13 protein-coding genes and 2 pseudogenes are annotated in these 14232 nt (G+C 46.4%); 10 read left to right on the top strand and 5 right to left on the bottom strand.

Annotation, left to right across the window (positions count from 1 at the left end; all coding sequences use genetic code 11):
* Nucleotides 1–142: 142 nt before the first annotated feature.
* Nucleotides 143–274, top strand: a complete 132-nt coding sequence (locus tag IQ257_RS30820; RefSeq protein ID WP_265584493.1) for a hypothetical protein — start codon at nt 143–145, stop codon at nt 272–274.
* A gap of 49 nt (nt 275–323) precedes the next feature.
* Nucleotides 324–1464: pseudogene (locus tag IQ257_RS17540) on the top strand (IS630 family transposase).
* Between the two features lie 80 nt (nt 1465–1544).
* Here IQ257_RS17540 and IQ257_RS17545 read toward each other — a convergent pair.
* On the bottom strand, nt 1545–1742 hold the full coding sequence (locus tag IQ257_RS17545) for a hypothetical protein (RefSeq protein ID WP_193874898.1): 198 nt from the start codon (nt 1740–1742) through the stop codon (nt 1545–1547).
* Nucleotides 1743–1806: 64 nt separating this feature from the next.
* On the opposite strand from IQ257_RS17545, the gene IQ257_RS17550 reads away from it, so the two are divergent.
* The 7 genes and pseudogenes from IQ257_RS17550 (at nt 1807) to IQ257_RS17580 (ending at nt 9121) form a co-directional block, all read left to right on the top strand.
* On the top strand, nt 1807–2022 hold the full coding sequence (locus IQ257_RS17550; protein ID WP_193874900.1) for a hypothetical protein: 216 nt from the start codon (nt 1807–1809) through the stop codon (nt 2020–2022).
* Nucleotides 2019–2244 (top strand): annotated as a pseudogene (locus IQ257_RS17555) (DUF433 domain-containing protein). The gene IQ257_RS17550 and the pseudogene IQ257_RS17555 overlap by 4 nt, the downstream one beginning before the upstream one ends.
* Before the next feature lie 859 nt (nt 2245–3103).
* Nucleotides 3104–3502, top strand: coding sequence for a hypothetical protein (locus tag IQ257_RS17560; protein ID WP_228060791.1), 399 nt, complete (start codon nt 3104–3106; stop codon nt 3500–3502).
* A 76-nt stretch (nt 3503–3578) separates the two neighbouring features.
* A complete protein-coding gene (locus IQ257_RS17565; RefSeq protein ID WP_193874904.1) occupies nt 3579–4022 on the top strand; it encodes a hypothetical protein in 444 nt (147 codons plus the stop codon).
* 365 nt (nt 4023–4387) lie between these two features.
* Complete coding sequence (locus IQ257_RS17570; protein ID WP_193874906.1) at nt 4388–4915, top strand: hypothetical protein; 528 nt, start codon at nt 4388–4390, stop codon at nt 4913–4915.
* Between the two features lie 129 nt (nt 4916–5044).
* A complete protein-coding gene (locus tag IQ257_RS17575; RefSeq protein WP_228060792.1) occupies nt 5045–5878 on the top strand; it encodes a P pilus assembly protein, chaperone PapD in 834 nt (277 codons plus the stop codon).
* Between the two features lie 216 nt (nt 5879–6094).
* Nucleotides 6095–9121 (top strand): carboxypeptidase regulatory-like domain-containing protein, encoded by a 3027-nt coding sequence (locus tag IQ257_RS17580; protein ID WP_193874908.1) that lies wholly within the window; start codon nt 6095–6097, stop codon nt 9119–9121.
* A 258-nt stretch (nt 9122–9379) separates the two neighbouring features.
* Here the strand turns inward: IQ257_RS17580 and IQ257_RS17585 are convergent, their stop codons facing one another.
* The 4 genes from IQ257_RS17585 to IQ257_RS17595 all read right to left on the bottom strand — a co-directional run bounded on the left by IQ257_RS17585 (nt 9380) and on the right by IQ257_RS17595 (nt 13928).
* On the bottom strand, nt 9380–10747 hold the full coding sequence (locus tag IQ257_RS17585; protein ID WP_193874910.1) for a serine/threonine protein kinase: 1368 nt from the start codon (nt 10745–10747) through the stop codon (nt 9380–9382).
* Nucleotide 10748: 1 nt separating this feature from the next.
* Entirely contained in the window at nt 10749–11471 is a 723-nt protein-coding gene (locus IQ257_RS30155) for an ankyrin repeat domain-containing protein (RefSeq protein WP_228060793.1), read from the bottom strand.
* Between the two features lie 129 nt (nt 11472–11600).
* Nucleotides 11601–11987, bottom strand: coding sequence for a serine/threonine protein kinase (locus IQ257_RS30160; protein ID WP_416207930.1), 387 nt, complete (start codon nt 11985–11987; stop codon nt 11601–11603).
* A gap of 48 nt (nt 11988–12035) precedes the next feature.
* A complete protein-coding gene (locus tag IQ257_RS17595) occupies nt 12036–13928 on the bottom strand; it encodes a protelomerase family protein (protein ID WP_193874913.1) in 1893 nt (630 codons plus the stop codon).
* A 54-nt stretch (nt 13929–13982) separates the two neighbouring features.
* Between IQ257_RS17595 and IQ257_RS17600 the strand changes: the two genes are divergently transcribed.
* On the top strand, nt 13983–14135 hold the full coding sequence (locus IQ257_RS17600; protein WP_193874917.1) for a hypothetical protein: 153 nt from the start codon (nt 13983–13985) through the stop codon (nt 14133–14135).
* The last annotated feature ends 97 nt before the right edge of the window (nt 14136–14232 follow it).

Consider the following 14232-nt stretch of genomic DNA (forward strand, 5'->3'; position numbering starts at 1 on the left):
GGCTGCAATTGTAGAGCTATCTACAGTATTATTTGGCAATTAATACTCGATTTTATCTTAGTTTTTATATCGGCAGTATCAAGGCTCCAACTCGTAACCTAACTAAGCCACAAACTGTAAGAATTACTCTTGACCATCAATTTTGAAGGTAATCAATCTGGTCAAAAAATCCTGGGTTGATTGGGTAGTGTCATCTGATGGTAGTATCGACCGTCGTGCTTACACTTTCTGCGTTCTCGAACAGTTATTAGAAGGGTTACGCCGTCGAGACTAATACATTTTGACGGATAATGGGAGATATATTTCCTATATGTATGTAAGCTATGCCTGCCAAACAATACATTGTTTCCCTGACTGCCTCAGAACGCCAAAGTCTAGAACAATTAACCAAAACTGGTAAAGCCGCCGCCGCTAAAATCAATCACGCTTATATACTTCTTAAAGCCGATGTAAATCACCCAGATGGGGGATGGAAAGATCAAGCTATTAGCGAGGCTTTCAAGATTAGCACCAGAACAATTGAGCGTGTTCGGCAAAGATTTGTCGAAGAAAGCTTAGAAAATGCCCTGGTATCCCGTCAGCGACATTCATTGAAGTTGCGACGTCTAGACGGAGAAGTAGAAGCCCATTTGGTGGCAACAGCTTGCAGCAGCCCACCAGAGGGATATAGCCGTTGGACATTAAGATTATTGGCAGATCAAATAGTGGCATTGGGATATGTAGAGAGTATTTCACATGAAAGTGTGCGACAGGTTCTAAAAAAAACTCGCGATTAGCCTTGGTTGAATGAATCTTGGGTGATTCCACCTGAAGCTAATGCTGAGGAGAGTCTGCCAAATGGAAGATATTCTACAATTGTATACTCGTCCTTATGACCCCGATTATCCCTTAGTTTGCTTCGATGAAAGCTCAAAGCAATTAATTTCTGAAGTCAGGAAACCTTTGCCAGCAGAACCAGGACAGCCTGAACGCTATGACTATGAATACCAACGGGAAGGGGTTTGTAATCTATTTATGATGTTTGAGCCTTTAGTCGGATGGAGGCATGTAGAAGTAACCGACCAACGTACCCAAATTGACTACGCTCAACAAATAAAATATCTGGTTGATGAATGCTATCCCCAAGCCCAAAAAATTCAACTTGTTCAAGATAATCTGAATACTCACATTAGAGCTTCTCTTTACAAGGCATTTCTCCCCGCAGAAGCCAGACGAATTCTCGATAAAATCGAGTTCCACTATACACCAAAGCATGGAAGTTGGTTAAATATGGCTGAAATTGAGTTGAGTGTTTTAAACCGACAATGCCTTGACCGGCGTATTGCTGACAAAGAGGTTTTGAAACAGGAAATCGCTGCCTGGGAAAAACGTAGAAATGAATTCTCCTGTAAAGTAGATTGGCAATTTACTACCGAAGATGCACGTATTAAACTGAAGCGTCTCTATCCGTCAATTAGTTCTTGACAGACTACTAGCCCCTAACTAAGTTGAAGGCATTCGTCGCCTCTATCAGGTTTCAGGATGATTCCCTCTTACCCTTGCCCCTACCAGCGCTCTTGCCGACATGACGAGTGGGAGTCGAGAGGCACTCGCTTCTCACACTTCCCCACCCCATCTAGGAGCTGCCGCCATTGGAATAGCGATAGCGAAGCGAGTAAAGCGTTCGCGTAGCGTCTCGCAGAGAAGTGCAGATCGCATTTTTCTCCCATCTCCCACCTCTGGGTTAAAGTGACTATCGTCATCGCATCACACTTTCCATTCGTGAGCATAGACGCGGGTTAAAACACCTGGCGTTGGTACTCTTGAGTGTGCGTCAGCCGTCTCTCCCTTGCCTACACTAGGACTCTTAAGCGTGCGCATCTGCCGTCAACTGCTCAAAGTCGAACCAGCCAAGAAGCGATCGCCTTATCCTCACCGATTCCCTCGCAAAAACTAACATCCCTGCGATCACAGCGATCGCTCCCGCTCCCATCTCCCACCTCCAACACCTTTCCTAATTCTCAAACCTCACAAAACCAATGAATTACCAAGACCTCATCACCTTAGAACCTGGAAAACGTGGCGGTAAGCCCTGCATCCCAAGGGATGCGAATCACTGTCTATGATGTGTTGGAATATCTCGCTTCCGGCATGAGTCAAGACGAAATTCTCGAAGACTTCCCCTATCTCACCAAAAGAGATATCCTTGCTTGTCTTTGGTTTGCCGCTCAACGCGAACGCCTCACTGTTACCATTCAACCGTGAAACTTCTCCTGTTCGATCAAAACCTTTCCCCTCGCCTCGTGACTCGACTGACCGATTTGTATCCCAATTCGGCTCATATAGATACATACGGATAGGAGTGGAGCGACCATTAAGATGTGTTTTCAATTCATCCAGTGTATTTTCGCAGGGACACGACCAAGAATATGACATTTTCGAGCCAAGGTCACATGAACCATTTAGCTTCAGTGTCAGGAACATCAAACACAGTCCCATCAATACGCTTTCGGTTTGGTTGAAAGAGGCAGGATTAGAGGATAGTGCGATCGCTCATTCGAGTTGACCACTGGCTTGTCTAGTTGAAGCTGAAGCTTTCTAATCAGGAGAGTAAACATGGCACATTCTCTAATCCTTGTGCTGTAAGTGTTAGTTATGGGCTATTGCAGACCTGAGAACGTCAATGCAGACATAAACACTTCATTACAGACATAGCGGTAGCGCTCCCTCAACTTTTGGAATTTTGGCTCTTCCGTACCTGTTATGCTAAATTGCCTCAGACGATACCCAAAATCTTTGCTATGCAAGGATTTTGGGTATTAGTTCGAGTTAACTTAGGATGTTAAGGCATAAAATCCCGGTATAACTGGCTTTGGAGTCATTTTGACTAACTGTTTGGCATAGTAAGTCCGGAAAAGCCGGAATTTTTAAGGGAGTGAGGAAATTCTCAACCGAGATTGCCCTCAGAACACCGGAAGTCATCGGGATAGGTTTTCAGTAGATTTCCCGATCACAGCACAACCAAAAGCCGGCTAAGGTGTAGCGAAAGACACATCCAAAACTATTTAGGTTAATGTTACTCACAAAACAAGGTTCATGGTTCCATCTGACAGCACTCTTTTTCGTGTCTATTTCAGTGGGTTGGCTGTTATCTGACTATAACGCTCATTGGATTGCTTGGGCTGGAACTACACTCGTAACGCTGCACTTAGCTTTAGTCGGAGCCGACGCTATTGCTGTTGCTATTACTTGGGTAGTTGGCGTGGTGTGGGCAGGAGCGATCGCTTATTCTTGGCCTGAAACCCTTCGCGGTAGTGGCATTGCAGTTTGGGCAGGCTCTTTAGCCTTGAGCTGGATTCTGGGGTTAGCGTTAGTACTAACCTTGGCGTTTGCTAGGAGAGCGATGGCACAGGTTGATACCAACCACGTTCAAGCGTTTTTGGTTTTGGCAACAATTACTGGGTTGGGGCTGGAATTTGGTCGAGTTATGAATAGTAGTTTTTTACCGGGTTCAGGTTATTAGTTTTCACCCTTGTTTTTGATTCTAGGGGTATTGATAAAGCCCTACTATCTGCTACAGCAAAAGGAAGATTAAGCCGTTGAAACGAGCATTTTTTCAAAACGAGCAAGTCAACTCCTCCGATTATTTATCAAGAACTCCTAGCTATTACTTGCAACGAGTAGAACCTCAGATATTATCAAGCTTTAACTCCGAACAGCTTGAGGCAATTGTCTCGGTTTTAGACCAAGCGATTCCCAAGCCGTCTCCCAAAATTGTTGATCTTCGCTTCGTTGTTGACTTAGTTTTCTCTCGATTCTACATCGTTTTATTTGTTGGAAAAGATCGGCGGAGAAAACAGCGCCGCTATGAGCCGAAAGGAATGGCTAAAGTTGGTAATGTAGTTGCTGCTGTCATGCTGCTGATTGCGATCAACTTAATGTTGAGTGCTTTGCTCATGCTGTTTGGCTACTTACTCAAATCAGCACTAGGAATTAACTTGTTTCCAGGACATATCTCAGAAACCCTTCAAAAGGTTTTGTGACACTAACTCGACAACGAAACAATAAGCTGTTCAACCCTGTTGAAGGACTCCCCGCCCTATTATGAGGACGGGGATTTGCCGTTCATAGTTCATGGTTCACTGCAATGAACCATGAACCATGAACAAAAACGGCTGGCGGCATTCCTCCCCACCCTTCGATGATAGGGAATCCAGCCGTTTTTAGGTTGAATGCTCGACAGCGGTTTCAGACTCGATAGGATACACCCAAAGAAAAGTCGAACAGGGCTAAGAGCTTTCAGGTTTTTCCCTATTGGCTTCAGTGCATCCACTGAATTTTAATTCAATAGCCGTCTATCAATTCTAGTAATTTACCTGATTCTCAACAAATAGGGGACTGACTACTATTGAATCATCAACCAATTAAACAAGTTTCTGAGGGACTCAAACAGATGATTCGCAAGTCTTTAATCGCTTCTACTCTAGTTCTTTGCGGTACTGTTGCTTTCACTTCTGCGGCTAAAGCTGAGACAGCCGATGTTCATTTTACCGCTCAAGTCCCTTCATCTTGCACCTTTAGTAATGTTGTGAATGGAACTTTAGGACTCAATTTAGCAGGAACAACACTCGACAGCACCCTTAGTGGTACTGCTGGTACTGCTCAACTTACCTGCAATAACATTCTAGCAACACTAACAGCAGATGCTCCTGCTGTAGCAACAGCCGCAGATGGTTATGACCATTCTACAGCAGTCACAACTGTAGGTGTAACAGGCACGGGTGCCAATGTAGTCGCTATTGCTGCCCCTGGTGTTCCGACACCAATACCTTTAACAGGAACTACTGATTTAACTGTCAATATGTCCACCACTACACTCACACCAATTCCTAGTGGTGACTATGACTTTTTCGTGCGGTTAACCGTTGCACCGTAGTAGAAGATTCCCCAGGATTGCATTAACCATTCCTAATAACTTAGCTGCTGGGGAAATCCAGGCACTATCTAGCCCTGGCAGCTATTTATCCACTCAGAAAACTACTCGAAGGTAAGAAGGTCAACCGTCATGTTTTCTTACGCTCAAAAGCTTGCGCCTTTTTCTAAAATTGCTTTCAAAGCTTTGCAAATTGGTAGCGGTGTTTTATCAGCAGCTTGTCTTTTCAGTAGTGCAGCTTTAGCCCAGCTTGGTGCATCTCCTTTAGTTATTGAGGCAGAAGCGAACCAAGGTCAAGCACAAGCTATTATTAATGTGATCAACTCTGGTGATACTCCTCTACGGACACGAATTTACACGGAACCTTTTACCTATGAGCGCGATAAAGGATTTCAAACTGTATCCTCTAGTTCAAATAACCTCAGTCCCTATCTACAATTTTCCCCCACAGAATTAACAGTACCACCGGGAGCAACTCGGCGGGTACGCTTGAGGGCTATACTTGCCCCCAGTCTTCCAGATGGAGAATATCGCACAGCAGTTTTTGCTGAAGCTCTAAAAGAGTCAACAGATGCTAGCGGTAGACGTGTTGGGGTAATCACTCGTGTAGCCACTACTGTTTATGTCCGCAAGGGTGATGTAGATCCCAAATTAACAGTAGATAGCGCTACCTTCAATTCCGAGCAAAAAACACTTCAACTACTGGTTCACAATACAGGTGATGCTTCTGTCCGCTTAGGTGTTAATTGGAAATTAAAACAAGGGGAAACAGTTGTCAGAACTGGAGAATCCATCCCTACTGCTATCGTCGCACAGGGCGATCGCAACCTCCTATTAAACAATCCCCAATCCGATCCATCCCCCCTTCCCCCCGGTAACTACCAACTCACAGGCGAATTAACCTGGGGTGAAAATAACAGCAACAAACTTCCCTTCACCGTCAACCTAACCATCCCCACTCGATAAAGTCACCTCAAACCCTGCACCAAAACCTCTCTTAACCTCTGCGCTCCTCTGCGAACCCTCTGCGAACCTCTGCGCTAAAAAAAAATAAACTTCCCACTCAAAGCTTAAACCCCTCAAAACAGCTTTAAATTATCCCAGTCAGCTTTATCTGACTTTATCTATTAGCCCGAAATTTATTTCAGGGCGGTATTTCCTGTAACCTTGAAGAGCTGCATTATGTTTCACTCAGTACCGCCGCACACACCACCTGCAATAATTCAGCAAGTCGCTCCTGAAAACACCACACAAACCACAGGAATTCCCTTTCAGATTGCTAATACACCCACACTTCAAACAACAGATACCGTTGCTTCCCGTTCTACTCCCACACTACCAGAAACTCTTTTACCAGAGTACTCAGACTCTAATTTACCTATATTACCGGAACGAATAGAGCAGTTAAGTGCAGCGCAATTAGGACAGCCCATTTCCGTTAGCCTTTCCGATAACCAGCAGGGGCAATTAGACTTTTCCAACACCAACACCCCAACTAATCGTAATCCTTTAAATTCTGATTTAACTCTCTATCCCGATAATGGTGATGATTTAACCTTTAGCATTCAATCACCATCTGATAATAGTAATATAACTTCAACTCCAGATACCCAGTTATCCGCAACAAATTCCGACGCTTCAACTCCCCCTGAAAACCCCGCAACCGATGAACCTGAGAGTTTACCCCTTCCCACCGATCAATCACCCATCGCTCAAGTTCCTGACGGATTCTCAACCTTTCTAGTCGGCATCAAGGTAAACAACCGTAACGTTGTTACTAGTATATTGGTACGCGGACAAGACGATGGAACCCAAGCCATTGATTTTGATCAATGGTTGTTACCTTACGACGCCGTAGTGCAAGCATTAAAATTAAATACTAAACTTTTACCTGATAATCAAATCGAATTGCGATCGCCCTCACAGGTGGTTCGCATCCAACCCAACCAACTCAAAACTGATCCAGAACTGGGATTGGTTTTTTCCGTAGCCGATTTGCGTACTCTATTCGGTGTTGAGATAGAATTCGATATCCTCGACTATGCAGTAGCCATCCAAGCACCCTGGCTAAACCAACAGCCTCGAACTGGACGAAGAGAACAGATTGTTCAAACTGAAGGATTGCCCAGAATTGCCGCGTCTGGTTTCTCCCTTTCTGCGATTGAACAACGGTTAGATGCTAGCGGAACTGGAACGCGATCGCCAAACTATACCGGAAATGTATCGGCAGTCGGTAGCATTTTCGGCGGCAGTTGGTATATCCGTGCCAACCAGCCGCAATTATTCTCAGCAGACACTTGGAGCCTTGCCGAAGCCCGATTTCAGCGACAAACTGATGCCGCTGATTATATTGTTGGTTCACAACCCACCTTCTGGCGCAGCCAAAGTGGGGGTGACTATTGGGGATTTACCACGATTCAACGCCATGGTTTCGTCCCCCAGCTTCAACTTTACGGCGGTTCCGATCCGCGACAGCGCCTGAATTCTGCCGAAATGGGACGCACCATCTCCGGAGAGGCTGAACCGGGTACATTAGTGCGCCTAGTTGAGGGATTTAGCGATCAACCTATTTCAGAAGTGCTGGTGGATTCCTCTGGCGTCTACCGCTTTGAAGATATTGAATTTAACAGTCAATCGATTAACAACTATCGCGTTTTACTCTATCCCCAAGGACGACTCACGGAAACTCCGGAAATTCGATCCGCTACCTTCTCTAATTTACCCGGACAAATTCCCACTGGTTCCTCGGTGTATGTTGTCTCCGGTGGTTGGCGGCGGCAATTGTCGGGTTTGGAGCAAGGACTATTGGGCAATTTTAGCGACTTTCAAGGTGGGGTGATGGGGCGCTGGGGCGTTTCTAACAGCCTGACGCTGGGCGCTGGGGCAGTATATGATGAATCTTTGAGAGGAGTAGGAGAACTCTTTTTTCAGCCTGAAGGTTTCCCCTTAAAAGCGGCAGTCTCCGTTTTAAGTGGTACAGAGGATTCCGACTGGGATATTAACGCAGACGTACTCTTTGAACCCTCCCGTAATTTTACCGCCCGATTCACGAGCGATCGCTTCGCCACCCGATTGAATGCCTACTGGCAATTATTCCCCGGTTTTACCTTACTGGGAGGCACCAGCAGCAATGACGCCACAGAAGTCGGTGTACAACTCGCATTTAGCGGCAAAAATGCCTTTACCTTCGCCCGCGCCACCTTCGATACTAAAAGCCGCTTCCGGTGGAATTTTATCCAACGTCTCAATCAATTTCAACTGCGGTCATTAGGAAACGAAATCAGTACCCAATCAGAACTTAGCTATAATTTTTCCAAAAACTTTAGCACAGGTCACGCCTTAGTTCTCGGTTACGATACCCAAAGCCAGAACGATGAGAATTTAGCCAGCTTGACGTGGCGCTATACCTCCGAACAAAAATCAATCGATGGCAGTCCCCTGTGGGATGCCCAACTGGGTTACGGCGTTGGTTCTCGCGGTTCCGGTATCGTTGCTGCGGTGGGGACTTCCATATTACCGGGTTTGCGCGTGCAGGCGCGGTATCAGGGGGTATCGGTTAGTTCCGATGAATCAGCATTTAGTTTAAACTTAGTATCCGGACTCAATTTACAGCAAGGACTTTCCCCAGGCGATCGCCGTGCCGACTATCTCCGCACTCAGGGGGGACTCCTAATTCAACCCTTTTTCGATCGCAATCAAAACGGCAAACACGATCCCGGCGAGAAACATTATACAGACCCCGACCTGCTCATGGTCAACAACCAACCTACCGGGTCATTACGCGCTGAAATTCAGAGCGATCGCATTTTAATGCACCTGCCCCCTGGCATCTATCGCCTGGATCTCGATCCGGCGGGGTTCCCCTTTGACTGGCAAGCTGTTGAGGATGCCTATGCGGTAGATGTAGTTGCTGGGAGTTATACGCCTGTTTTAGTCCCTTTGGTGCAATCTTATACGGTATCTGGTATTGTCACCGATGACCAAGGTCAACCCATCAGTGGCGCTAGAGTAGAAGCCATTCCCTCGAAGTCTGGAGAACGGTCATTTTCTGTCACCAATGACGCTGGCGTTTACTATTTAGAACGTTTGCAGCAAGGCAGTTATAGCCTTCAGATCAATGGTCAGTCTGCTTTTCCGAATGTGATTGAACTCCAGAGTAATTCTGAAACCTTCCAAGAGCTTAATTTAGTGTGCCTGCGTAAGTCCTGAAGAATTCAAGGCTCATATTAACCAGTTAGAGAAGGAGAAGTTAAGTAAAGCTCTGTCTCTTCTATCAGTTAATCAGCCACAGGTACAGCTTTGGCTCTCGCGACCCTCAACAAGCTCTAACTGGTTATTGCCTTGCCAATTCTGCTTTCGGATTCTTCTAACAGGTTTTCTTACAGCTTTATCTAACTCCTCAACGGATGCTCAATAAGCCGAGAAAATGCCTCGCTTGTGTTAACGGCAGAAGACAGCCGACCTGAACTAACGCCATTTCTCTACAAACTCCCCAATCTCCCGCACCAGCCACTCTTTTTCAGGTGGCGTTAAAAATATGCCAAAACTCGGCTTATGTCCCCTTAACCTCAGGTGACAGAACGTGATAGATTTTTTACTCAACGGTAAATTAATTTCCCTCAGTTCTATCTGATTAATATCTCTCGTAGTTCCCTGAACGTTCTGATACCGCGAACCCAGTAACCACTTCTGTAACTGGAAGGTTTGGGAACTGACTTCTATTTCTATTTTCGATAAGGTGCAGTAGAGGAATGTTGTAAGTAACCACATTCCTATCACCACACAGACTCCTAAAGGGATGAGGTTAGAGGATTGCAGGAATAAGGAGAGTTTAATTACCATCCCAATCGTTAACACCAATAAGCCATTCCACACCAGATTAATGAGGGCGGCAAGTTGACTGGGTTTAGTTCGCAATCCAATCGGGGGAATTTCGACGCTCAGAGTATTGTCACTTTTAATTAAACGAATCGGACTATCCTTGGGTTTTTGCAGTCGGGGTAGTCTTGAGGATTTAATCAGCGCCTGTTTCCCTTGCAGTACGGCTAACGCTTCGGTGGCAGCGGCAAATCTGTCTTCCCTAATCGGTTCCAGCATTTTCTCCAACCAGTCGGCAAACTCCTTGGAGAGGTGAACATAGGGGCGGAAATCAAGTTTGAGTTGGCGCTGGGGTAAGTCGGCGGGGGATTGGTGGGTTAATAGGAAAACAAGAGTTGTTCCTAACCCATACAAATCCGTCGAAAGTACCGCTTGTCCGCGAAACTGCTCCGGTGCCATATAGCCGTAAGTCCCTACAATTGTACTGCCACCTGTAACTGTATGGTGATAGGTATCTTGCACGGCACCAAAATCCACAAGAAAGACCCGTCCCTGGCGATTTAAGATAATATTTTGTGGCTTGATATCCCGATGAATCACAGGGGGGACTAGTTGGTGCAGGTAAATGAGAATGTTTAAGACGCGCAGGGCGAGCTGCTTGACTTGGGTTTCATCGGGGTGCCAACCCCGTTCAACCAGTACGGCTAAGGATTTTCCGGGTGCTAATTGTTGAGCAATGTAAAAACGGAGATCGCCTGATGTGTCTACTTGGAAATAATCTAAATAACGGGGAATCCCTGGATGGTTAAGTTGAGCCAGAATCCGGGCTTCTCGCTCAAACAATTCCATCTTCTTCCAGTCTGCCATCCGCCGCAGGGATAGGACTTTGAGTGCCACGTTTTGATTATTTTTTAAGTCTTTGGCAGCATAGGTTGTCCCCACACCCCCCTGTCCCAACAGATTCAGGATACGGTAGCGTTGGGTGATCATCTCTCCGGGTTGATGCAACTGTTCCATATCACTCGATCGCCTGGTAACGTTGGAGTAATTCGGCGATTTGGGGCGATTGCGTTCGCGCTAAGGTTAGTGGGGTTTCACCTCGGTGATTTCTGCCGTTAATATCAACACCTTTGGCAATGAGGAGTTCGATGACTTCCATTGAGGGCGTCTGTTGGGTTAGGGTCATGCCATAGTAGTAGGATACATTTTGCTTCTTGAGGGCGAAGTGAAGGGGGTTATTGCCAAAGTTATCCGTCGCCCGAATATTTGCCCCCCGACTCAGTAGCAGTTCGGTCATGGCTTTGGTATCATGCTGCACGGCAATATGCAGAACCGTATGCCCATCCGAGTCGTACCGGGTATGAATCTGTGCCCCTCTATTGATTAAAAGTTCAGCGATGTCGGGTTTGTTATTGCTGACTGCCCAGTGCAGGGGTGTATGCTCCTGGTATTCTTTGGCATTCACGTTCACCCCTTGGTCTAAATAGTAGCGGACGGTTTCCATATCTCCACCCATAATTCCTTCGTACATGGCTCTGGGGGTAAACCCGATCGCACTCAGGAGGGGATACTTGTAGTGGTTGAGAATACTGACGACAACAACTGTAGTAACACCCACGCCGACGATGGCTTTCCAGGGAGTAGCGGCACTCGATGGAGTACTCAGCGTCTGCTTACCGCGCAGTACTGCCAAGGCTTCCTTTGCTGAGGAGAACCTATCTGCGACATCCGGTTCCAGCATTTTTTCCAACCAATCGGCAAACTCCTCGCTAATCTGGACACGGGAGCGAAAATCTATCTTCAGCCTATCGGTGGGTAAGTCGGCGGGGGAACGGTGGGTGAGTAAAAATAGTAATGTTGCCCCTAAACCCTATAAATCCGTTGCCGGAACTGCTTGCCCCCGAAACTGTTCTGGAGCCATATAGCCGTAGGTTCCCACCATCGTACTGCCCCGCATCAGGGTACTATGATAGGTATCCTGCACGGCACCAAAATCCACCAGAAATAACTGCCCATCATCACGCCGGATAGTATTGTGGGGCTTGATATCCCGGTGGATAACAGGTGGGGTTAATCCATGCAGATAAACCAGAATTTCTAATAGCTGAGTGGCGATGCGCCGAATTTCTTTTTCATTGCCACGCCAACCGTTTTGTACCCACGTCGCCAGAGATTGTCCCTCGGCTAACTGTTGGACAATATAGAAAGAACGGTCTTGGGGTGTGTCAATATGAAAATAGTCTAGGTATTGGGGAATGCGGGGATTTTTGACTTGAGCGAGAACACGCGCTTCTCTCTCATCTCCTTATTTGACTGGCGCTTCACCATCGAGGAAACTCTCGTTCACTTGAAAGAGTATCTTGCTAATTTTGGAGCTGCCGTGCCGCTTGTTGTAATAGGTTGTAGGATTACAGGGGTCTTTGGGATTATGCATTCCATACTTGGAATTGTGGCTGATCACCTCATCAGCATGAGCTTTTATCCAATCTCCGACCAACAACCCATTGACTCCTGAAAGCTCCCTCAGTGCTTGATTGGTGATTGCCAAACGGTCTTCGTCTCCAGTGGCTACTGTGTCATTGTAAAGGGCGATCGCATTGAAACTGCGGCGGATTTTCTCTTCTGAAGCCCCTGACACCTTGGTAGCCCATAGCTCGGCGTGGGAGTAGCCTTCAAAGTCAATTGTCTCTTGCTGCTTTGAGGATGGCTGAGTCGCTGGCTTGCTTTCAGATGGCTGTGACTGTGGCTGACTCACTGAGATATTTGACACGGCTTTCTGGAGTTTCTCTTCAATCAATCGCTCAATTAGTGCTTCTAGAGTCTCTTCGGTGAACAGTTGTGGGTGGGGTTGGGTTTGAACCGTTTTGGCTTCGGTGGGCTCAGTCGAACCGCTGACGCTTACCGAAGCCTGTGACTTTTCTGTTTTCTCCTGCTCTAACTGGTTCACTTTGGCTTGAAGTTGTTGTAATTGTTCGGTTATTTGTCGCTTGTCTTCTGCTAACTGGTTATTCTCTGCCTGCAATTGTTGTAACTTTTTGCCGAGTTCTACAGTCCGCTCGTGACGCTCAATCAGCCGACTGATAACGCTTTGCTGATTGGGGAGCTGCCATCGCTGTTGTAAGCTTTTGATCACTTCTAAATTGGACTCATTCACGCGAACTGAATGGGTTTTTTCTTTTTCTGGGAGAGTAGGAAAGGGTACGTGCTTAGTGACGTAATAATCGGAGTAGCCAGCGGTTGTAGCGAGGTGAGCTAGGTCGCTATCGTCTTTGATTTCTGGTGTGAAGTGACCCAGTAGCTTGGAAGCGTGTAGTATTTTTGACCCATAGCTCCCAAGACAATCCCGTTCGGTTGCCAATACCGCATAGGCAGCTCGCAGGGCTTTACAGTTGTCTTGCTTCTCACCGTGCCGAAATCTTAAAACTGGGTTGTCTTGACCTACATCGCCAAAGTAGGCTCTCACTACACGGTTGAGAGATTGATTACGACGCTTATCAAGCTCGACATTTTGACGGGTAACGCTTTTTGGGAATTCTTTCGACACTTCCAATAGCAATGCTTTTGTACTGGATTCCCGTCTGAGTTTGGCTAGACACTTGATTACATAGTCGGCAGGATAGAGGGTTGCTATCTCGAAGATTGGCTTTTCACCCCGCTTCTTACCCTGCCCTTCAAATAGGACGTGATAGGGCTTTCCTTCAATGGGGGAGAACTTGGCGCGGACTAATACCTCATGAGGGCGTCTGCCTGTTGCGGCAATAATCCCTACGGCTAAGGAGTGGGGGTCTTCACTGCCAAGAAGTTTCCCTGTTACTTGCAAGTAGGTATCGGGGTCTATCTCGGTTGAGCTCTCTAAGCGGTCAATGGCACGGGTGGATTGATTGCGATTCTGCCATTGCTCTTTATCTAAGCCACACAGCAAGGGGACGTAGTGCTTCAGTTCGTGACCTTTAACTCGACCTTCTGCGTCATGCTTGGGGATGAGTTGAGCATTTTTACCTTCTTCTAGGGGAATGTTACGGAATTTTGAGTATAGACCGTAGCGGCTCAATAAGGTGCCTAGTGATTTCTCACTATAGTTTTGTGTGAGAAGCCATTCGTTGAACTGGTCACAATGGGGCTTAATCTCCTCCAAGCTTTTCAGGTCTTGGGTTGCATTGAATAACTCTTCGATTTTTTGCTGTAGGGCTTTGCTCATTTGTTCTGAGTTCCTGCGGGATAACTAGTTATATATTAGTAACTGGTTATTAATATGTCAAGAACTAGTTCCAAAAAAGCAGCAGCTCGTAACTTGGGCTATCAGTTGATGCGTCAGATTAGAACACTGCCACCTTCTCAAGGCGGACAAGTCAGAGCGATCGCACTTACTGCTTATCCCTCTTCTGTCACTTTCCGAGTATTCTGAATAAAGGGATTAAAAGAAAAAACTCTGGAAGCTAAGTAGGACAATGGATGTAGAATTACAAATTCTGAAACATTTGGCAAGAGACGCCCATCAAACC

It is taken from the genome of Coleofasciculus sp. LEGE 07092 (assembly GCF_015207375.1).
In the GTDB taxonomy this organism is placed as follows: Bacteria; Cyanobacteriota; Cyanobacteriia; order Cyanobacteriales; family Coleofasciculaceae; genus LEGE-07092.

What these genes read in the sequence shown, in the direction of transcription:
- IQ257_RS17545 (WP_193874898.1), bottom strand. Translation starts at nt 1,742, where the DNA reads ATGACGATAGTCACTTTAACCCAGAGGTGGGAGATGGGAGAAAAATGC.
- IQ257_RS17575 (WP_228060792.1), top strand. Translation starts at nt 5,045, where the DNA reads ATGTTTTCTTACGCTCAAAAGCTTGCGCCTTTTTCTAAAATTGCTTTC.
- IQ257_RS17580 (WP_193874908.1), top strand. Translation starts at nt 6,095, where the DNA reads ATGTTTCACTCAGTACCGCCGCACACACCACCTGCAATAATTCAGCAA.
- IQ257_RS17585 (WP_193874910.1), bottom strand. Translation starts at nt 10,747, where the DNA reads ATGGAACAGTTGCATCAACCCGGAGAGATGATCACCCAACGCTACCGT.
- IQ257_RS30155 (WP_228060793.1), bottom strand. Translation starts at nt 11,471, where the DNA reads ATGCTGGAACCGGATGTCGCAGATAGGTTCTCCTCAGCAAAGGAAGCC.
- IQ257_RS17595 (WP_193874913.1), bottom strand. Translation starts at nt 13,928, where the DNA reads ATGAGCAAAGCCCTACAGCAAAAAATCGAAGAGTTATTCAATGCAACC.
- IQ257_RS17600 (WP_193874917.1), top strand. Translation starts at nt 13,983, where the DNA reads ATGTCAAGAACTAGTTCCAAAAAAGCAGCAGCTCGTAACTTGGGCTAT.